The 16195-nt window shown below is 53.6% G+C and carries 16 protein-coding genes; all 16 read left to right on the plus strand.

The window, feature by feature from the left end; genetic code table 11:
- Positions 1–125 precede the first annotated feature (125 nt).
- The 16 genes from recJ (at position 126) to U8T64_RS06445 (ending at position 16169) form a co-directional block, all read left to right on the plus strand.
- Entirely contained in the window at positions 126–2177 is a 2052-nt protein-coding gene (gene recJ / locus U8T64_RS06370; RefSeq protein ID WP_322182079.1) for a single-stranded-DNA-specific exonuclease RecJ, read from the plus strand.
- Positions 2178–2199: 22 nt separating this feature from the next.
- Complete coding sequence (locus tag U8T64_RS06375) at positions 2200–4401, plus strand: RelA/SpoT family protein (RefSeq protein ID WP_322182081.1); 2202 nt, start codon at positions 2200–2202, stop codon at positions 4399–4401.
- 344 nt (positions 4402–4745) lie between these two features.
- Positions 4746–6245, plus strand: coding sequence for a coproporphyrinogen dehydrogenase HemZ (gene hemZ, locus U8T64_RS06380; RefSeq protein WP_322182083.1), 1500 nt, complete (start codon positions 4746–4748; stop codon positions 6243–6245).
- Entirely contained in the window at positions 6208–7152 is a 945-nt protein-coding gene (locus U8T64_RS06385) for a uridine kinase family protein (RefSeq protein ID WP_322182085.1), read from the plus strand. Before hemZ ends, U8T64_RS06385 begins: the two co-directional genes overlap by 38 nt.
- A 187-nt stretch (positions 7153–7339) precedes the next feature.
- Complete coding sequence (locus U8T64_RS06390) at positions 7340–7702, plus strand: zinc-ribbon domain-containing protein (protein ID WP_322182087.1); 363 nt, start codon at positions 7340–7342, stop codon at positions 7700–7702.
- Positions 7703–8041: 339 nt separating this feature from the next.
- Positions 8042–9817, plus strand: a complete 1776-nt coding sequence (locus U8T64_RS06395; RefSeq protein ID WP_322182089.1) for a putative polysaccharide biosynthesis protein — start codon at positions 8042–8044, stop codon at positions 9815–9817.
- Between the two features lie 112 nt (positions 9818–9929).
- Positions 9930–10205 carry an HU family DNA-binding protein gene (locus U8T64_RS06400; RefSeq protein WP_322182091.1) on the plus strand — a complete coding sequence of 92 codons (276 nt, stop codon included), beginning with the start codon at positions 9930–9932 and terminating at the stop codon, positions 10203–10205.
- An 86-nt stretch (positions 10206–10291) separates the two neighbouring features.
- On the plus strand, positions 10292–10537 hold the full coding sequence (locus U8T64_RS06405) for an RNA-binding S4 domain-containing protein (RefSeq protein WP_322182093.1): 246 nt from the start codon (positions 10292–10294) through the stop codon (positions 10535–10537).
- A gap of 53 nt (positions 10538–10590) precedes the next feature.
- A complete protein-coding gene (locus U8T64_RS06410; protein ID WP_322182095.1) occupies positions 10591–10866 on the plus strand; it encodes a YabP/YqfC family sporulation protein in 276 nt (91 codons plus the stop codon).
- Positions 10863–11297 (plus strand): spore cortex biosynthesis protein YabQ, encoded by a 435-nt coding sequence (gene yabQ, locus U8T64_RS06415; protein ID WP_322182097.1) that lies wholly within the window; start codon positions 10863–10865, stop codon positions 11295–11297. Before U8T64_RS06410 ends, yabQ begins: the two co-directional genes overlap by 4 nt.
- 85 nt (positions 11298–11382) lie before the next feature.
- Positions 11383–11694, plus strand: a complete 312-nt coding sequence (locus tag U8T64_RS06420; RefSeq protein WP_322182099.1) for an FtsB family cell division protein — start codon at positions 11383–11385, stop codon at positions 11692–11694.
- A 169-nt stretch (positions 11695–11863) separates the two neighbouring features.
- Positions 11864–12367, plus strand: coding sequence for a S1 RNA-binding domain-containing protein (locus U8T64_RS06425; RefSeq protein WP_322182101.1), 504 nt, complete (start codon positions 11864–11866; stop codon positions 12365–12367).
- 70 nt (positions 12368–12437) lie between these two features.
- Positions 12438–13277 carry a fumarate hydratase gene (locus U8T64_RS06430; protein ID WP_322182103.1) on the plus strand — a complete coding sequence of 280 codons (840 nt, stop codon included), beginning with the start codon at positions 12438–12440 and terminating at the stop codon, positions 13275–13277.
- Positions 13278–13350: 73 nt separating this feature from the next.
- Positions 13351–13899 (plus strand): hypothetical protein, encoded by a 549-nt coding sequence (locus tag U8T64_RS06435; protein ID WP_322182105.1) that lies wholly within the window; start codon positions 13351–13353, stop codon positions 13897–13899.
- A gap of 309 nt (positions 13900–14208) precedes the next feature.
- Positions 14209–14739: a ribosome hibernation-promoting factor, HPF/YfiA family gene (gene hpf, locus U8T64_RS06440; protein ID WP_322182107.1), complete on the plus strand. Its 531-nt coding sequence runs from the start codon at positions 14209–14211 to the stop codon at positions 14737–14739.
- A 302-nt stretch (positions 14740–15041) separates the two neighbouring features.
- Positions 15042–16169 carry a THUMP domain-containing class I SAM-dependent RNA methyltransferase gene (locus U8T64_RS06445; protein WP_322182109.1) on the plus strand — a complete coding sequence of 376 codons (1128 nt, stop codon included), beginning with the start codon at positions 15042–15044 and terminating at the stop codon, positions 16167–16169.
- Positions 16170–16195: the final 26 nt, after the last annotated feature.

A 16195-nucleotide genomic window follows, 5' to 3' on the forward strand; every position in this document is an offset into this window, starting at 1 on the left:
AAAGAACCGCAGGATTTTTAACATAGAAGCCTGTAAAATTTGCCGAAAAGGCGTGTGTGTTAGCTTCATGGGAACACGCCCTAGTGTTCCTTTATCAGGTATTGTTCGGAAAGGGGGAGATGGTATTGGATCTGAAGCTGTGGAAGATAGCCTCGCTGGATAAGGACAGAGCCGCACAGCTTGCGGAGCGGTATTCCATTCCTTTTTTTCTTGCCATGCTGCTGGAGATCCGGGGCTGGAGCAGGGAGGAGCAGGTTACGGAGCTGCTGGGCGGTGAGACCTCACTTTCCGATCCCTTTCTCATGAAGGATATGGAGAAGGCTGCGGGGCGCATTCGCCGCGCCATTGACGGCTTTGAAAAAATCGCGGTTTACGGCGATTACGATGCCGACGGCGTCACGGCCACGGCCATGGTTTTTACTTATCTGGAAGCATTGGGCGCCGATGTGATGTATTATATTCCCCAGCGGGAAGGGGAAGGCTATGGAATGAACCGCCATGCGGTGGAATATTTGCACAGTCAGGGAGTCAAGCTGATCGTTACGGTGGATAACGGTATTTCCTCCGTGGAAGAGGTGGCTTTAGCCAACAGCTTGGGCATGGACGTGGTGGTAACGGATCACCACCGGCCCCAGGAGCGTTTGCCTGAGGCGGTAGCCGTAGTGGACGCTTACCAGCAAGGGGAGGAAAGCCCCTACCGGGATTTTTCCGGCGCGGGAGTCGCCTTGAAGCTTCTGATCGCTCTGGAGGAAGGCGACAGTCAGGGAATTTTAGAGGAATACGCCGATCTGGCAGCCCTGGGAACCGTGGGGGACGTGGTGCCGATCACCGGAGAAAACCGGGTGATCGTTCAGGCCGGGCTCAGAAGCCTTTCTCAAAGCGACAGGCCGGGGATCGCCGCTTTGCTGGAAAGGTGTTCCGCCGGGAGGACCATCGCGGCCGGAAATCTTTCTTTTACGCTGATCCCCCGCATCAACGCCACCGGGCGAATGGGTACGCCGGAGCGGGCAGTGCGCCTGCTCTGCTGCGAATATGAGGAAGAGGCGGAGGCGCTGGCGGAGGAGATCTGCCAGGATAACGACCGCCGCCGTCAGGAGGAGGCTGTCATTACCCAGGAAGCCATGGGAGTGATCGAAAACGATCCTGCCCTGCGGTACAGCAGGGTCATCGTGGTCAGCGGCCAGGGCTGGCACCATGGAGTGATCGGTATTGTGGCGGCAAAGATCACAGAGCGCTTCGGAAAGCCCTGCTTTGTCATTTCCGAGGACGGAACCGCTGCCAAGGGCAGCGGGCGCAGTGTAGAGGGCTTTTCTCTGTTTGAAGCGGTGTCTGCCTGTGCGGAGGTCCTGGAACGGTTTGGGGGCCACCCCATGGCGGCCGGCATTACTCTTTCCGCTGGAAATATTGAGGCTTTTCGAAATCAAATCAACGCTTATGCAAGGGCTGTCTGTCCGGAAATGCCGGCGCCGGTGCTGTCTCTCGACTGCCGTCTGAACCCTGCTTCGCTCAGCCCGGATCTGCCGAAGGCCCTGCGGCGGCTGGAGCCATTTGGAAGCGGGAACCCCCAGCCTCTGTTTGGGCTGTTTGGCATGGAGCTGCGGGAAATCGTGCCGGTAGGGGGCGGGGGCCACCTGCGCCTGGTCTGCCAGAAGCACGGCGCTTTTGTAAATTGTATGCGGTTTGGCGTAAAGCCGGAGGAATTCCCCTATTCTATCGGAGACCGGCTGGATCTGGCGGTTTCTTTAGAGCTGCGGGAATACCGGGGAGAGGAACGGCTTTCCGTAACGGTGCGGGATATCCGCCTTTCCGGCCTGAACGGGGAAGAAAGCCTGCACTCTTACCGGCTTTATGAGAAATTCCGGCGGCGGGAAGCGATGCCGGCGGCGGAAAAAGCGGTTTTAGCTCCCAGCAGAGAAGAATTGGCCGCCCTTTACCGGCTTTTGGCTTCCTTCCGCGGGGCGGTCTTCGGGGTGCAGAGCGTGCTGGGCGTTCTCTCAAAAAAAGGTTTTACTTTGGGAAAGCTTCTTTTCAGCCTGGATATGCTGGAGGAACGAAACCTGATTCGCTGCGGCCCCAGGGAAGAATGTATGACAGCTCAGCTTCAAAAAACAGAAGGAAAAGTGGATATGTTTGCGTCTCGTGTCTTTTTAGAGCTTCAGGTACTGCCAGAGAGATAAGGGGCAAGAAGGAAGGAACTCTATGGAATTGGCAATGCAGATCAGCTCCTATGAGGAGCTGGAAAAGATCATCGCGGAAAGCGAAAAGGAATATGATACCAAGCGGATCGCCCAGGCGTATTGCTTGGCGGAGGAAAAACACCGTCCTCAAAAGCGCAGCTCCGGCGAGCCTTATATCATTCACCCGCTGTCTGTAGCGGCGATCCTGGTGGGCCTGGGCATGGATACCGATTCCGTGATGGCGGGTCTGCTCCACGATGTGGTAGAGGATACCGATTGCACTCTGGAGGAGCTTTCCCGGCAGTTCGGCACGGAGATCGCGCAGCTGGTGGATGGCGTGACAAAGCTCGGCAAGATTCCCTTTTCCTCCCGGGAAGAACAGCAGGCGGAAAACCTGCGGAAAATGCTGATGGCCATGGCGGAGGATATCCGGGTCATCATCATTAAATTCGCGGATCGCATGCACAACCTGACCACCCTGGAATATGTTTCCCCGCAAAAGCAGCGGGATAAGGCACTGGAATGCGTGGAGGTGTATGCTCCCATCGCCCACCGGCTGGGAATCCGCCGGGTCAAGGAATTTATGGAGGACGTGTCCCTGCAATATCTGGATCCCACGGCCTATCACGAGATCGAAAAGGATCTGGAGGCCCGCAGCGACAGCAGAAAGCAGTTTATTGAAACTACCAAGGCCCAAATTCGCGGCAGGGTAGAGCCCTCTATTCCCAATGTGTATATTGAAGGCAGGGTAAAAAGCGTATACGGCATCTACCGGAAGATGTTCATTCAGGGAAAAAGCTTTGAAGAGATCTACGATGTGTTTGCCGTGCGTGTGATCGTGGATACCATTGAGGATTGCTACAATGTGCTGGGTATCGTGCACGATATGTTCCAGCCTCTGCCCAATCGCTTTAAGGATTATATTTCCACCCCCAAGCCCAATATGTACCGTTCCTTGCATACCACTGTTATCACCAAGGCGGGGGTGCCCTTTGAGGTGCAGATCCGTACCTGGGAAATGCATCATACGGCGGAATACGGCATTGCCGCTCACTGGAAATATAAGCTTGGCATGTCCGCCAAGGAATCGGAAAACAGCATTTTGGACGACCGGCTGGCATGGGTGCGGCAGATGCTGGAAAACCAGGCGGAAAGCGAAGACGTGACCGACCTGGTGCACTCCATCAAAAGCGATCTGATGCCGGAGGAGGTCTTTGTGTTTACGCCCAAGGGCGATGTGGTGAACCTGCCCATGGGCTCCACGGTAGTGGATTTTGCCTATGCCATTCACAGCGCTGTGGGAAACCGCATGATCGGCGCCAAGGTGGATAAGCGCATCGTCCCGCTGGATTATAAGGTAAAGACCGGCGAAATCATTGAGGTGCTCACCACCAAGGAGGCAGGGAAGGGCCCCAACCGCGACTGGCTCACTATGGTACGCACCAGCGAGGCCAGAAATAAGATCCGCACCTGGTTCAAAAAGGAAAAACGGGACGACAATATTTTGGAGGGCAAGGCCGAGCTGGAGCGGGAGTTCCGGCGCAGCGGCATTTCCCTGGTTCCCGGCTTAATGGAGTTTATGCTGGAAAGCATTGGAAAGCGCTACAGCTGCGTGACCGCCGATGATTTTTACGCCGCTATCGGCTATGGCGGGATCCAGCTGTGGAAGGTGCTGCCCAGAATTCGGGAGGAATATCTGCGCCTGACAAAAACAGGAGAGGCGGAACCCCCTCAACGGCAGAATCCCCCTGCGGAGCCCAGGCACAAGGTGGCAAGCGGCGTTTTGATAGACGGTATGGATAACTGCCTGATCAAATTTTCCCGCTGCTGCAATCCTCTGCCCGGAGATGAGATCGTGGGCTTTATTACCAGGGGCTTCGGCGTTTCCGTTCACAAGCGCACCTGCTCCAATGTGCCGCAGGATCTGACCCTTTGTCCGGAGCCGGAGCGGTGGGTCAACGCCCATTGGGAAGGAGATGTGAAGGACGATTTCAAGTCCACCCTGCACATTGTGGCGGTGGACCGCGGCGGCCTTCTGGCAGACGTGACCCTTCAGCTTTCCAACATGCACATTTTTATCCACTCCCTGAATTCCAGGCAGGAAAGAAACAGCGAAAACGCTTTCATTTCCGCCACTATCTCCATAAACGGCCTGCCCCAGTTGCAAAGCATTATCGAAAGGCTTTCCAAAATCCCGGGGGTCATTTCCATTGACAGATCTTAAGGAATGGGCAATGAGAAATGCGGAATGGGCAATTATTAACGAAGGAGCATAGTTCGATAAATTAGAATTTAGCGGGTAACTGCTTGTTTTCCTCCTGTCATCCTTCGCCCCTTTTCCCGGGAATTGAGGGCGAGATTCTTCGCCTGCGGCTCAGAATGACAGTGGGGGAACTGTGTACTAAACTATAGCTTACCAAAATTGCTTTTCGGTTGGGTCAAAAACTGCCCATTTGCACGAAGCAGGGACACGAGTGCCTGCGGTGCAACCGCCTAATTGCTCATTTGTTTTTGCCCGCTATCTAAAATATCTAACAACTAAAATTCTAAAAGAAAGGTGGTGAACTCATGCTTCTTACCTTGTCTGGACATTTTTTTCGGTATGAATGTGAAAATTTGTGTCGGCTGTTTTTTCCCTACAGTCCTGTTCGGGTGGAAGAAGGGGGACAGCCCGAGGCGGGAGAGCCCTGGGCGCTGGCCGCTGTGGAACCGCAGGTGGCGGGCATAGAACCGGCGTGCGGAAAATATCTATATAGGGTCAAGGTTTCCGATGGGAAGAGGGATCTGGAAAAACAGGAGCTTCGGGAAGCCTTGGAGGAATACGGGATAACCGACCTTTTGTATCGGGCCCTTTCAGAGCTGACAGGCTATACGCCCGCCTGGGGAATGCTTACCGGCATCCACCCGGTAAAGCTGCTGCGCCAGTATTGCGAGGAGCTGGGAGAGCGGGCCGGGCTGGAAAAATTTCGGGCAAGGGGCCATGTCAGCCTTAAAAAATCAGAGCTGGCCCTTCGTGTGCTGCATGCTCAGGAACCTGTAGTCAACGCCCTTTCGGAAAACGATTTCAGCTTGTACGTTTCCATTCCCTTTTGTCCCACGCGCTGTTCTTACTGTTCCTTCGTCTCTCAGAGCATAGAGAAAGAGAAAAAACTGATGGAGCCTTATTTTGAGCTGCTTCTGTTGGAACTGGAAAAAACGGCCCGGGTCACTGAAGCGCTGGGGCTTACCCTTCGCTCGGTCTATATCGGCGGCGGCACGCCCACCACCCTTTCCGCGGCCCAGCTCTCAAGGCTCTGTGAAAAGATCCATCGGGAATTTGAGTTTTCCCGGTGCCAGGAATTTACCGTGGAAGCCGGCAGGCCCGATACTATAGACAAGGAGAAGCTGCGTGCCCTGCGGGAGGCGGGCGTCAGCCGCATCAGCATCAATCCTCAGTCTCTTTCGGATCAGGTGCTGGAAAACATTGGGAGAAAACACACCGTACAGGACGTGATAAACGCTTTCGCCATGGCAAAGGAAGAGGGCTTCCGGGAAATCAACGCCGATCTGATCGTAGGACTGCCGGGAGATGATCTTCCCGGTTTTCAAAGAACGTTAAACGGCGTGATCGGTCTGGGCGCCTCCAATGTGACAGTCCATTCCCTGGCCTTAAAGCGTTCGGCCCGTCTGGTTTCCGAAGGCGGGGATCTTTCCCTTCACAGAAAAGGGGAGGTGACCGCTGTCATGGTAGAGTATTCCATCGAACGCCTGACAGAGGAGGGCTATGAGCCCTACTATCTCTACCGCCAGACCAGAATGGCCGGAAATCAGGAAAACACAGGCTGGGCGAAACCGGGAACCCTGTGCGCCTACAATATCTATACCATGGACGAGTCCAATTCCGTGATCGCCTGCGGGGCCGGGGGCGTTACCAAGCTGAAGGATCCTTACAGCAATCGGCTGGAACGAATTTTCAATTTTAAGTACCCGCAGGAATATATTTCCCGGAACCAAGAGATCTTAGACAGAAAGGAGGGTATCATAGAACTGTATGAGCAATTTCGCCAGCGGCTACATGAAATATATTAACCACCTGGAGCAAATCAACGAAGGGGCGGTGACCTGCCCTCAGAAAATGATCAACGAGGTGGAGGACGCCTACCATGAACATCTGAAAAACATTGCCCGGAATATCAGAGAGCAGCATCGGCAGGTGCGGGTAGTCATGCTTGCCGGGCCCAGCAGCAGCGGAAAAACCACCACGGCCCATTTGCTGCGGGCCTATTTGTCGGAATTCGGGGGAAAGGCCCATATCATTTCTCTGGATGATTTTTATCTGGGCTCCGGTTTAGCGCCCATACTTCCCAATGGAAAATACGATTATGAATCGGTGGAAGCCTTAAATGTGGAAAAGATCAGGGCCTGTTTAAAAGCGGTCACAAGCACAGGTCGCTTCAGCGTGCCCCGCTACAATTTTACCCTGGGCCGTCCGGAAGCGGAGGAAAGACAATACGAAATCAGCCCCACCGATGTGGTGATCGTAGAAGGAATTCACGGGCTGAACCCCATTTTTACCGGAGAGCTTTCTCCGGAGGTGTGTGTCAAGCTCTATGTCAGCGTCAAGCAGCAGATCAAAGATGCCAACGGTGAGGTGATCTCTCCCATGGATCTTCGGCTGGTGCGCCGGATTGTGCGGGATATCCAGTTCCGAAGCACCACGGCGGAGCATACCATTTCCATGTGGCCGGAGGTGGTCTCCGGGGAGGATAAATATATCCGTCCCTATCGGATCAGCGCGGATTACACCGTAAACTCCATTCACATTTACGAGCCTTGCGTGCTGCGAACGGTAGCGATCCCACTTTTGCGGGAGATCGCAGCGGACAGTCCCTATTACAGGAAAGCCAGAGACCTGGAATCCCGCTTGATGCGCTTTGAGCCGGTAGATGCCGCATTGGTTCCGAAAGCCTCTATGCTTCGTGAATTTTTAGGGTAAGAACGTGGAGAGAAGGGCTTCTGTTTTGCAAAACAAAGAAGATCAGAAAAGGAACGTAAGGGATTTTTAAGTGTTTTGAAAGGGAAATTCTCTTTACATTCCTGAAAATTCCTGTATAATGAAGCATATAGGAGGCAAAAGCTTCCCCTAAAATCTTATCGAAAATCAAAAAAGGAGGAATACCAATATGGGAATTCTGGATGATGTGGTCATAAACGCGAAATCTGCCGCAGAGGCTGTCGGCAAAAAGGCCGGACAGATCGTAGACGCTTCCAAGCTGCGCATCAATGTGGCGGAGCTGAGCGCCGAGATCAGCAAGCGCTACGAGGCCTTGGGCCAGTATGTGTTTGAATCCTGCCGCGAAAAGCTGGCAGAGGACGCAGAGGCTGTTGGCAAAATGGCGGAGATCGACGAATTGAACGCGCAGCATGCCGCTGTGCGCAAGGAACTGAACGACAAGCAGAACAAGGTGGTTTGCCCCAACTGCGGCAAGCAGAGCCCCAACTCCGTTCAGTATTGCAGCAACTGCGGCACCAAGCTGGGCGAGTAAAAAAGAAAAAACGACGGAAAAAAGCCGGCCCATTTGGGTCGGCTTTTTTTGCGCTAGAAACTTTAAGGCAGCCCCGCACAAAGACCGGCCAGAGGCCTTTGTACACAATTTGCTTGCATATTTTCCGTCATAGCGCACAGTTTTCGTTTGCCAATCACGAGATAGACCGCACTCAATCTGTGCACTCTAACGAAAAATCTGAAGAGTTAATCGGAGATTAACTCTTGCACAACTTCTTGCGCACAATCTTTGTGCGGTGTGCCTTAGAAATTTTCGCAAAATATTGGCGGCGCTTCTCACATATGAATCAATAGAAAACTTATGTGAGGAAGGGTACGCTTGAAAACAAAACGGGAAGCAATGGAACGGGGAAGGCAAAGCTTTCTCCACGGGGCGCTGATCCTTACCGCCGGTATGGCAGCGGTAAAACTTATCGGCGCGCTGTTTAAGATCCCGCTGAAATATTCGGTGGGCGAGTACGGCATGGGACTATTTAACGTGGCCTACAATTTTTACGGACCGGTGTTCAGCCTGGCTACCGCCGGGTTTCCGGTGGCTGTCTCCAGAATGGTATCGGAAAACCGTTCTTTGGGCCGGTGGAATGATGTCAGGCAGGTTCGGCGGGTGGCCTTTCCCTTGTTTTTTGCCCTGGGAGGCGTTGGCATGCTCCTGTTGACGCTCCTGGCGCCTTTTTACTGCACCCGGGTGATCGAAACGCCTCATGCTTTGGTTCCCGTGCTGGCGCTGGCCCCCGCGATCCTTTTCGCCTGCCTTGGCTCTGTGTACCGCGGCTATTATGAAGGCCTTCAGAACATGATCCCCACGGCGGCCTCGGAAGTGGTGGAGGCGGTGGTAAAGCTGGGGCTGGGCTTATTCGCCAGCTATTGGGTGGTTTCAGCCTGCACCACGGAATATGCGGAGCTGGGAACTGTTTTTTCACTTTCTCCGGTGTCTCCCGATGAAGCGATGTTTTTTACCCTTTCCTTCGCGGCGGCCGGGGCTGTGCTGGGAGTTACCTTCGGCTCTGCCTGCGCACTGCTGTATCTGGCGTTTCGTCACAAAAGAAGAGGGGACGGGATCTCGCCCCGATTGTACAAAAGCGCCCCAGTTCCGGAAAGCCGCAGGCATACCGTAAAAAGGCTGCTTGCCATTACCCTGCCGGTCGCGATAGGCTCTGTGGCTATGAATGTGACAGGGCTGATCGACGCCACCTTTCTGCAAGGCCGGCTTGCGGGAATTCTGGAACAGGCTCCTGAAAGGCTGCTTTCCGGCTTTTCCGGTATGATCCCGGAAATGTACCTGGAAAATCCGGAGACGATTCCAACCTACCTTTACGGCTGCTATACCTTGGCAATGACGGTGTATCTGTTGGTTCCGGCGTTGACCCAGGCCTTTGGCATCAGTGCTTTGCCGGCTGTAACGGAGGCCTGGGCAAAAAAGGACCGCGGGGAAATCAGGCAGCGGATCGAAGCGGTGGCAAGGATCACGGCACTGTTCTGCTTTCCCGCAGGACTGGGGATCAGCGCTGTGGCGGGGCCGATTTCCCGGGTGCTTTACGGCGAAGACAGCTCTTCTCCCATCATTGCCGGGGCGCTGGCGCTTTTGGGGGTCGCCTCCCTTGCCGCCGCCATGTGTACGCCTTTTTCCAGCATGCTTCAGGCTGTGGGCAGAGCAGACCTGCCGGTAAAGCTGTTGATTGGGGCTATGATCCTCAAGCTCATGGTGAACTGGGCGCTGTGCGGTATTCCGGAGATCAATATTTACGGGGCAGCGCTGGGAACGCTTATATGCTATCTCTTTTTGGCGGCGGCACAATTTTTCTGCCTGCGAAAGGAAAGTGGCGTGAAGCTTTCTGCGGGAAAGCTGTTTTTGCGGCCGCTGTTCTGCGCCGTTTTGTGCGGGCTTTCCGCCCGAGTGTGTTTTCAGGGGCTTCGTCCGATATTACCTGACGGAACCGCTGGAGAGGCTGTCTGCCTGGGGATTTCCATCATTTTTGGGGCTGCGATCTACCTTTTAGGACTGCTGATTTTGGGTGCTGTGGAGGGAAATGATATCAGAATGCTCCCAAAGGGACAAAAAATTGCAAAAACGCTTGAAAAATGGGAATGGATATGATATTATTGCAAATGTTACAAGCTTTGCGGTGAATTGCCGCGAATGTATCTTGATTGGCGGCACTACGATGAAAAGAAAATTCGCCGCACAAAAAAATGGAGGTTATCCCAAAATGAACAAGTCTGAACTGATCGCAGAAGTTGCCGCTAAGGCAGAAATCACCAAGAAGGACGCCGATGCTGCTGTTGGCGCAGTCATCGAGTCTATTACTGAGGCTCTGAAGAAGGGCGATAAGGTCCAGCTGGTTGGCTTTGGCACCTTTGAGGTTCGTGAGCGCGGCGCCCGTACCGGCCGTGATCCCCGCACCAACAAGGAGATCCAGATCCCCGCTTCCAAGGCTCCCGCTTTTAAGGCTGGCAAGGCCCTGAAGGAGACTGTAAACAAGTAAGCAATGCGCTACTATGCGGGCTCGGAGTTTTCCGAGCCCGTTTTTCTATCTCCGCGAAAGAGCGTTTGCGGAAGGAGGTGAGAACCATGCGGTTGGATAAATACCTGAAAATTTCCCGGCTTATCAAGCGCCGCACCGTGGCAAACGAAGCCTGCGACGCCGGGCGTGTGCTGGTAAACGGCAAGGCGGCCCGGGCCTCTTATGAAGTGAAGGAGGGAGACGTGCTGGAGATCTCTCTGGGAGAGCGGGTGCTGAAGGCGCGGGTGCTTTCCGTATCGGAATACGCCAAAAAGGAGGAAGCCTCCGGTTTGTATCAAATACTGGAGGAATGATTTTCGGCTTTGGGGCATATCCATTTCTTGAAACTAAGAAAGGAATGGAGTATATGGCTGAAAACCAAAGACCCCTGAAAAAGCATACCTTTACAGTGGAAGCCAGAGAAAAGCTGACCGCCACGGGGATTCGCCGGGTGATTTTTTGCAGCGATGAGCTGATCACCGCGGAAACAGATCTCGGGCAGTTTAATATGAAGGGAGAAGCCCTGCATATCGATACCCTCAGCTCCGAAACGGGAGATATGCTGGTGCTTGGAAAAATCACTGCCGTTTCCTATACGGAAAGTAAATCGGCGGCGTCTCTTTTCGGACGGATCTTCAAATGAACGGCGGCGGGGGAGCGCTCGTGTTTTTCTGCCTGGCAACGGGGGCGGCCCTGGGCTGCCTTTTTTTGCTGTTCTCAGCGATCTGCCTTGCGTTTCACGCAGGAAAGCCGGTTCGTGCCTTGCTGGATATTTTATACTGCTGTTTGTGCGCGGGCGTTGTGTTCCTTTGCGCATTGGCTGTAGATCACGGCAGGCTTCGGCTGCTTCAGGCAGTGTGCCAGCTTTTGGGGGGCTGGGCGGTGGTCACCGCCCTGTCGCCTTTTGTGTCCGGCGTGGCAATGCGCCTGAGAAAAATTTTTTGTAAGGTTTCCGCTTTTTTCAGGAAAGGGTGCGCCTTTCTGACGGCGCATTTTCGGCGGCAAAAGCCAAAACCCGCAAAAAAGCGGAAAAAAACCGGAAAAAGGCCGAAAAAAGCGAAAAAAAAGACTTGAAAAACTTATGTAGACCAGTATATAATAGACTATATAGGCAAGAGCTGGAAAGAGTATGCTCAAAAGCGGAAAGGAGGCGGCCTTGTTGCGTGAAATCAAAACAGAACGATATCGCGGCTTTGTGCCGCTTCGGGTCGCTTTATTCGTAGTGGCGGGAGCGGCGCTGGTCACTTTGGTTTTCTGGCAGATGCGTATTGCGGACAAACGGGCGGAGCTTGCGGAGCTGCAAACTCAGATCCAGGCGCAGAATACCAGAAACGAAGAGATCCAGAAAACGGTAAGCTCTCTGGAAAACGACAAGGGGCTGAAGGAATACGCGGAGCGGAAGGCCAGGGAAGAGCTGGACTACGCCAGGCCCAATGAGCGGATCTTTGTGGACGTGGGCGGCAGTGACTGACCCTGTACCAATATGATATCATAAGCACCAAGGGTGCGTTGATATAATGTGCCGATCGCCCGTCTGAGCAAAGCAAAGAACTGGGCAAGGCAATTGAAATCCATCATATCCGCACCTTTTGCGGATATGATATCTTAGTGCGGCAAAACCGAGGAGGAAATTGCAGCTTATGCAGCTTGAGGTTGGCGGGATCTATGAGGGCAAGGTGACCGGGATCACCAAGTTCGGCGCGTTTGTAAGCTTTGAAGGCGGTCAAACGGGAATGGTACATATTTCAGAGGTGGCTCCTACCTTCGTGAATGAGATCAAGGATTTTCTTACAGAAGGGCAAAACGTAAAGGTGAAGGTGCTCTCCATCAGCGAGGAAGGAAAGGTCAGCCTTTCCATCAAGAAGGCTTTGCCGGAGGAGCAGCGCCGTCCTCAGCGCCGTCAGGAGGGCGGCCCCCGCAGAGAAGGAGGGCGCGGTCCCAGGCAGCCCAGATTTTCCCGTCCCGCTCCTCAGCCCAGCCCCGGCAGGCCCGGAGATTTTGAATGGCAAAGCCGCCGTAACGACAGCGGCAGCTTTGAGGATATGATGTCTCGTTTTAAGCAGACCAGCGATGAGAAAATGTCTGATCTGAAACGCAGCGGCGTGGATCTCCGTAAGGGTTCTTCCCGCAGAGGACAAAAATAAATTAGAAAAGGCCTAAAAGGGTCTTTCAAGGCCCTTCGGGGCCTTTTTCTTTGTGAAGGGAGAGAGCTCTATGCGGGAGATCACAGTGGAAGCGATCACTGCGGCGGTCAGTAAGGCCTGTGTGAGAGCCAACCGGGAGCTGCCGCCGGACCTGGAGAAACATCTTCGGAACAGCACCGATTGGGAAGAAAGCTCTGTGGGAAAGGCGATTTTGTGTGATCTGTGCCGGAATTTAGACGCCGCCAGGGAAATGAAAATTCCCATCTGTCAGGATACCGGAATGGCGGTGGTGTTTGCAGAAGTAGGCCAGGAGCTCCATATCCTCGGCGATTTTGAAGCCGCCGTAAACCGGGGCGTTCGGGAGGGGTATCTGAAAGGGCTGCTGCGCTGCTCTGTGGTAAGGGATCCTTTGCGCCGGGAAAATACGGAGGACAATACGCCGGCGGTGCTGCATACGCGCCTGGTGCCGGGGGACAAGCTCCGGCTGACGGTAGCCCCCAAGGGCTTTGGCAGCGAAAATATGAGCAGGCTCAAAATGCTTACCCCAGCGGCAAAGAAGCAGGATATTCTGAATTTTGTCGTAGAAACCGTGAAACTGGCTGGAAGTAACCCTTGTCCGCCGGTGGTTTTGGGCGTGGGGCTCGGCGGGGATTTTGAGCTCTGTGCGTATCTGGCGAAAAAAGCGCTGTGCAGGGAGGTTTCTGTGCGAAATCCAGACCCCTTTTATGCTGGGCTGGAAGCGGAGCTGCTGGAGGCGGTCAATGAAACCGGGATCGGTCCCCAGGGCTTTGGCGGCAGGGTAACGGCCCTGGCGGTGAATCTGGAAGCGTTTCCCACTCATATCGCCGGCCTGCCGGTGGCAGTAAACGTGGGCTGCCATGTGACCCGCCACGAAACGATCGTTCTTTAGGCGGCTGCTATGCCCTGTATTCCAGTAAAAAGCGGTATACTGAAAATAAATGGATGCTTTATGGAGGATATGAGTGAAGACATTTGATGAATTGATTCTTGTGAACTACTGTTACCCAGATTGTGTTCCGTTAAAGAATATCATGAGACTTCCTCAAAAAGAAGCATTTGCATTGGCTTCCGCGTTTGCAGAATCACATCCGGAGACTACAGCTTTTTATCGCTTTGCAGACTTTGAAAATTACTACACATTGCGAAAAAGCCAAGACGAATATTTATATTCACGGTTCATTGAATTAGGCGGCACACCGGAAGAAAAACACCCACTCTCCTTTGTAATGGAAGGAAGCGAGTATCTTTTTGATTGGTTTGGAAAAGGAATAGAATCAAGATTGCGTTTGCGGGATATTCTGCCTTGTCATATCAGCTTCACAATAGGGGACAGCGGGGCTGATTACGGGAAATACGGAAAGATAGAATTACTGACAATGGAGGATATAAAAGAGCAGCTACTGAAGTATGGCGGCAATTTTGATGCTTTTGTGGAAGCGGTAGGCAGGCATTATGTAGAAGCGCAGCTTTGGACAGACAAATATATTACAGAGGAATACTTGATAAAATAGAAAGCATAGAAAATACCACAAAAACGCTATTCCAATACCGTGAGATCGACCGTACTCAATTTGTACTCTGACGAAAAATCTACTGCACAAATACAGCGCTTAGAATTGCGCTGTATTGCCTCCACGCAAATTTCCTGGCTTGGAAAACACTTCAAAAGGCTTTCGCTTTTTGAACAACCTTGAAAAGAAAATGTTGATTATTTTAGAGGAATATGCTAAAATAGTAGCACGGAGGGAAGCTGAGCTTCTTCTCTGAAATTCTGGCGAAAGGAAGCTTGCCACGAAGAACCGTGGCAACGGGTACAGGTCATGAAGATCAATGTTATCGGAAGAAAAGTAAGCCTGAGAAACAATTTCAAGGAAATGGCGGAAAGAAAGCTTTCGAAGTTTGACAGGATCTTCGATGAGGACGCCGAGGCCACTGTCACCGCGACAGTGGAAAGAAATTGCCAGCGGGTGGAGATCACCATTCGGCAGCGTGGCATGATCTATCGGGCGGAGGATACGGCAAACGAAATGAACGAGGCGCTGGATCACGCTATTTCAGCCCTGGGCCGGCAGATCCGCCGGAATAAAACGCGCCTGGAAAAAGCAAAGAAGATGGCTCCTGGCATTGAGTTTTCCGAGGATTATTATTACGATGAGCCGGACGAGTCCCTGGACGTTGTGCGCACCAAGCGATTCTTTGTGGAGGTCATGACTCCAGAGGAGGCCATTTTGCAGATGAACATGATGGATCACGAGTTTTTCCTGTTCCGGGACGATGAGAGCGGGGAAATCAACGTGGTGTACCGCCGGAAGGATGGCGCCTATGGGCTGCTGGTACCGGATGCCGGATAATTTTCTGTGAACTGTATAAAAAAGCAGAACGGCGGGGAAGACCGTGACGGTTTTCCCCGCTTCTCAATGGTTGAAAATCATTTTTAGAGCCCGTCCCGAAATAAGAGGTGCGCAGATTGCGCCGTCAGATTTTCAGCCAGACAATGTATGGTTGAAAATATGCAAGCAAGTTGTGTGCCGATTACTTTGGGATAGGCTCTTACAAAGCAAGGGAAGCGCTGGTTCCATTTGGCGCGCGGAATACACGCCAAACCGCCGGGTGTGATCGAACCGGTGCTTTCCCGGAAAAAGGAGTTGGAAGCATGCCTGATAAAATGACCTTTTGCGCTCCCTGCCTGCTGGGGATCGAGGGCCTGGCGGCAGAGGAATTCCGGGAGCTGGGGTGCGAAGCGGTACGGGCGGAAAACGGCAGGGTGGTTTTTGAAGGGGATTATTCCACTTTGGCCCGCGCCAATTTGAACAGCCGCTATGCGGAGCGGATCCTGATCCTGCTGGGCGAATTCCGGGCCTTGAGCTTTGAGGAGCTGTTTCAGGGAGTAAAGACCTTGCCTTGGGAGGCTTTTCTACAGCGGGAAGATACTTTTCCTGTTACCGGAAGCAGCCTTTCCAGCCAGCTGCACAGCGTTCCGGATTGCCAGGCGATCATCAAAAAAGCGGTGGTCGAGCGGCTGAAGGAGCGGTACCGGCTTTCCTGGTTCCCGGAAACGGGCCCCCTCCACCGAATCAAGTTTCGTATTTTGAAGAATCAGGTCAGCGTGATGCTGGATACCAGCGGCGAGGGGCTTCACAAGCGGGGCTATCGCCGGGAATCCACCGCCGCGCCTATCAAGGAAACCCTGGCCGCCGCCCTGTGCAAGCTGGCCCGTGTTCGGCCGGACGGCAATGTGATCGATCCCTTCTGCGGCTCCGGCACGCTGCTGATTGAGGCTGCCTTGCTGGCTTCTAACCGGGCCCCCGGCCTGGGCCGCCGTTTCCTGGCGGAAACCTGGAAGGACGCGGAGCCGGGCCTCTGGAAAACGGAGCGGGAGCGGGCGGAGGATCTGATCCGCCGGGACGCCGTCTTCCATGCCTCCGGCTATGATATCGATCCCGCCGCCGTTGCCCTGACCCTGGAAAACGCCAAAAAGGCCGGGGTGGCCGGTTTCGTGAAGGCGGAGAAACGGGAGATCGAAGGATTTTCCTCAGAGGATAAGTACGGCTGCGTGGTGTGTAACCCGCCCTATGGAGAACGGCTGCTGGATCTGGAGGCGGCGGAAAAAATTTACCGCACCCTGGGCCGGGTGTTCCAGCAGAAGCCCGGCTGGAGCTATGGGATCATTACGCCGGACGAGGACTTTGAAAAGCTCTTCGGTCGGAAAGCCGATAAACGCCGTAAGCTTTATAACGGTATGATCAAATGCCAGTTTTATCAGTATTTCAAAAACCGGTGATCGCCGGTCTTTTTGTGGAGGGTAGC

This window comes from Neglectibacter caecimuris (genome assembly GCF_034335015.1).
GTDB classification, from domain to species: Bacteria; Bacillota; Clostridia; order Oscillospirales; family Acutalibacteraceae; genus Acutalibacter; species Acutalibacter caecimuris_A.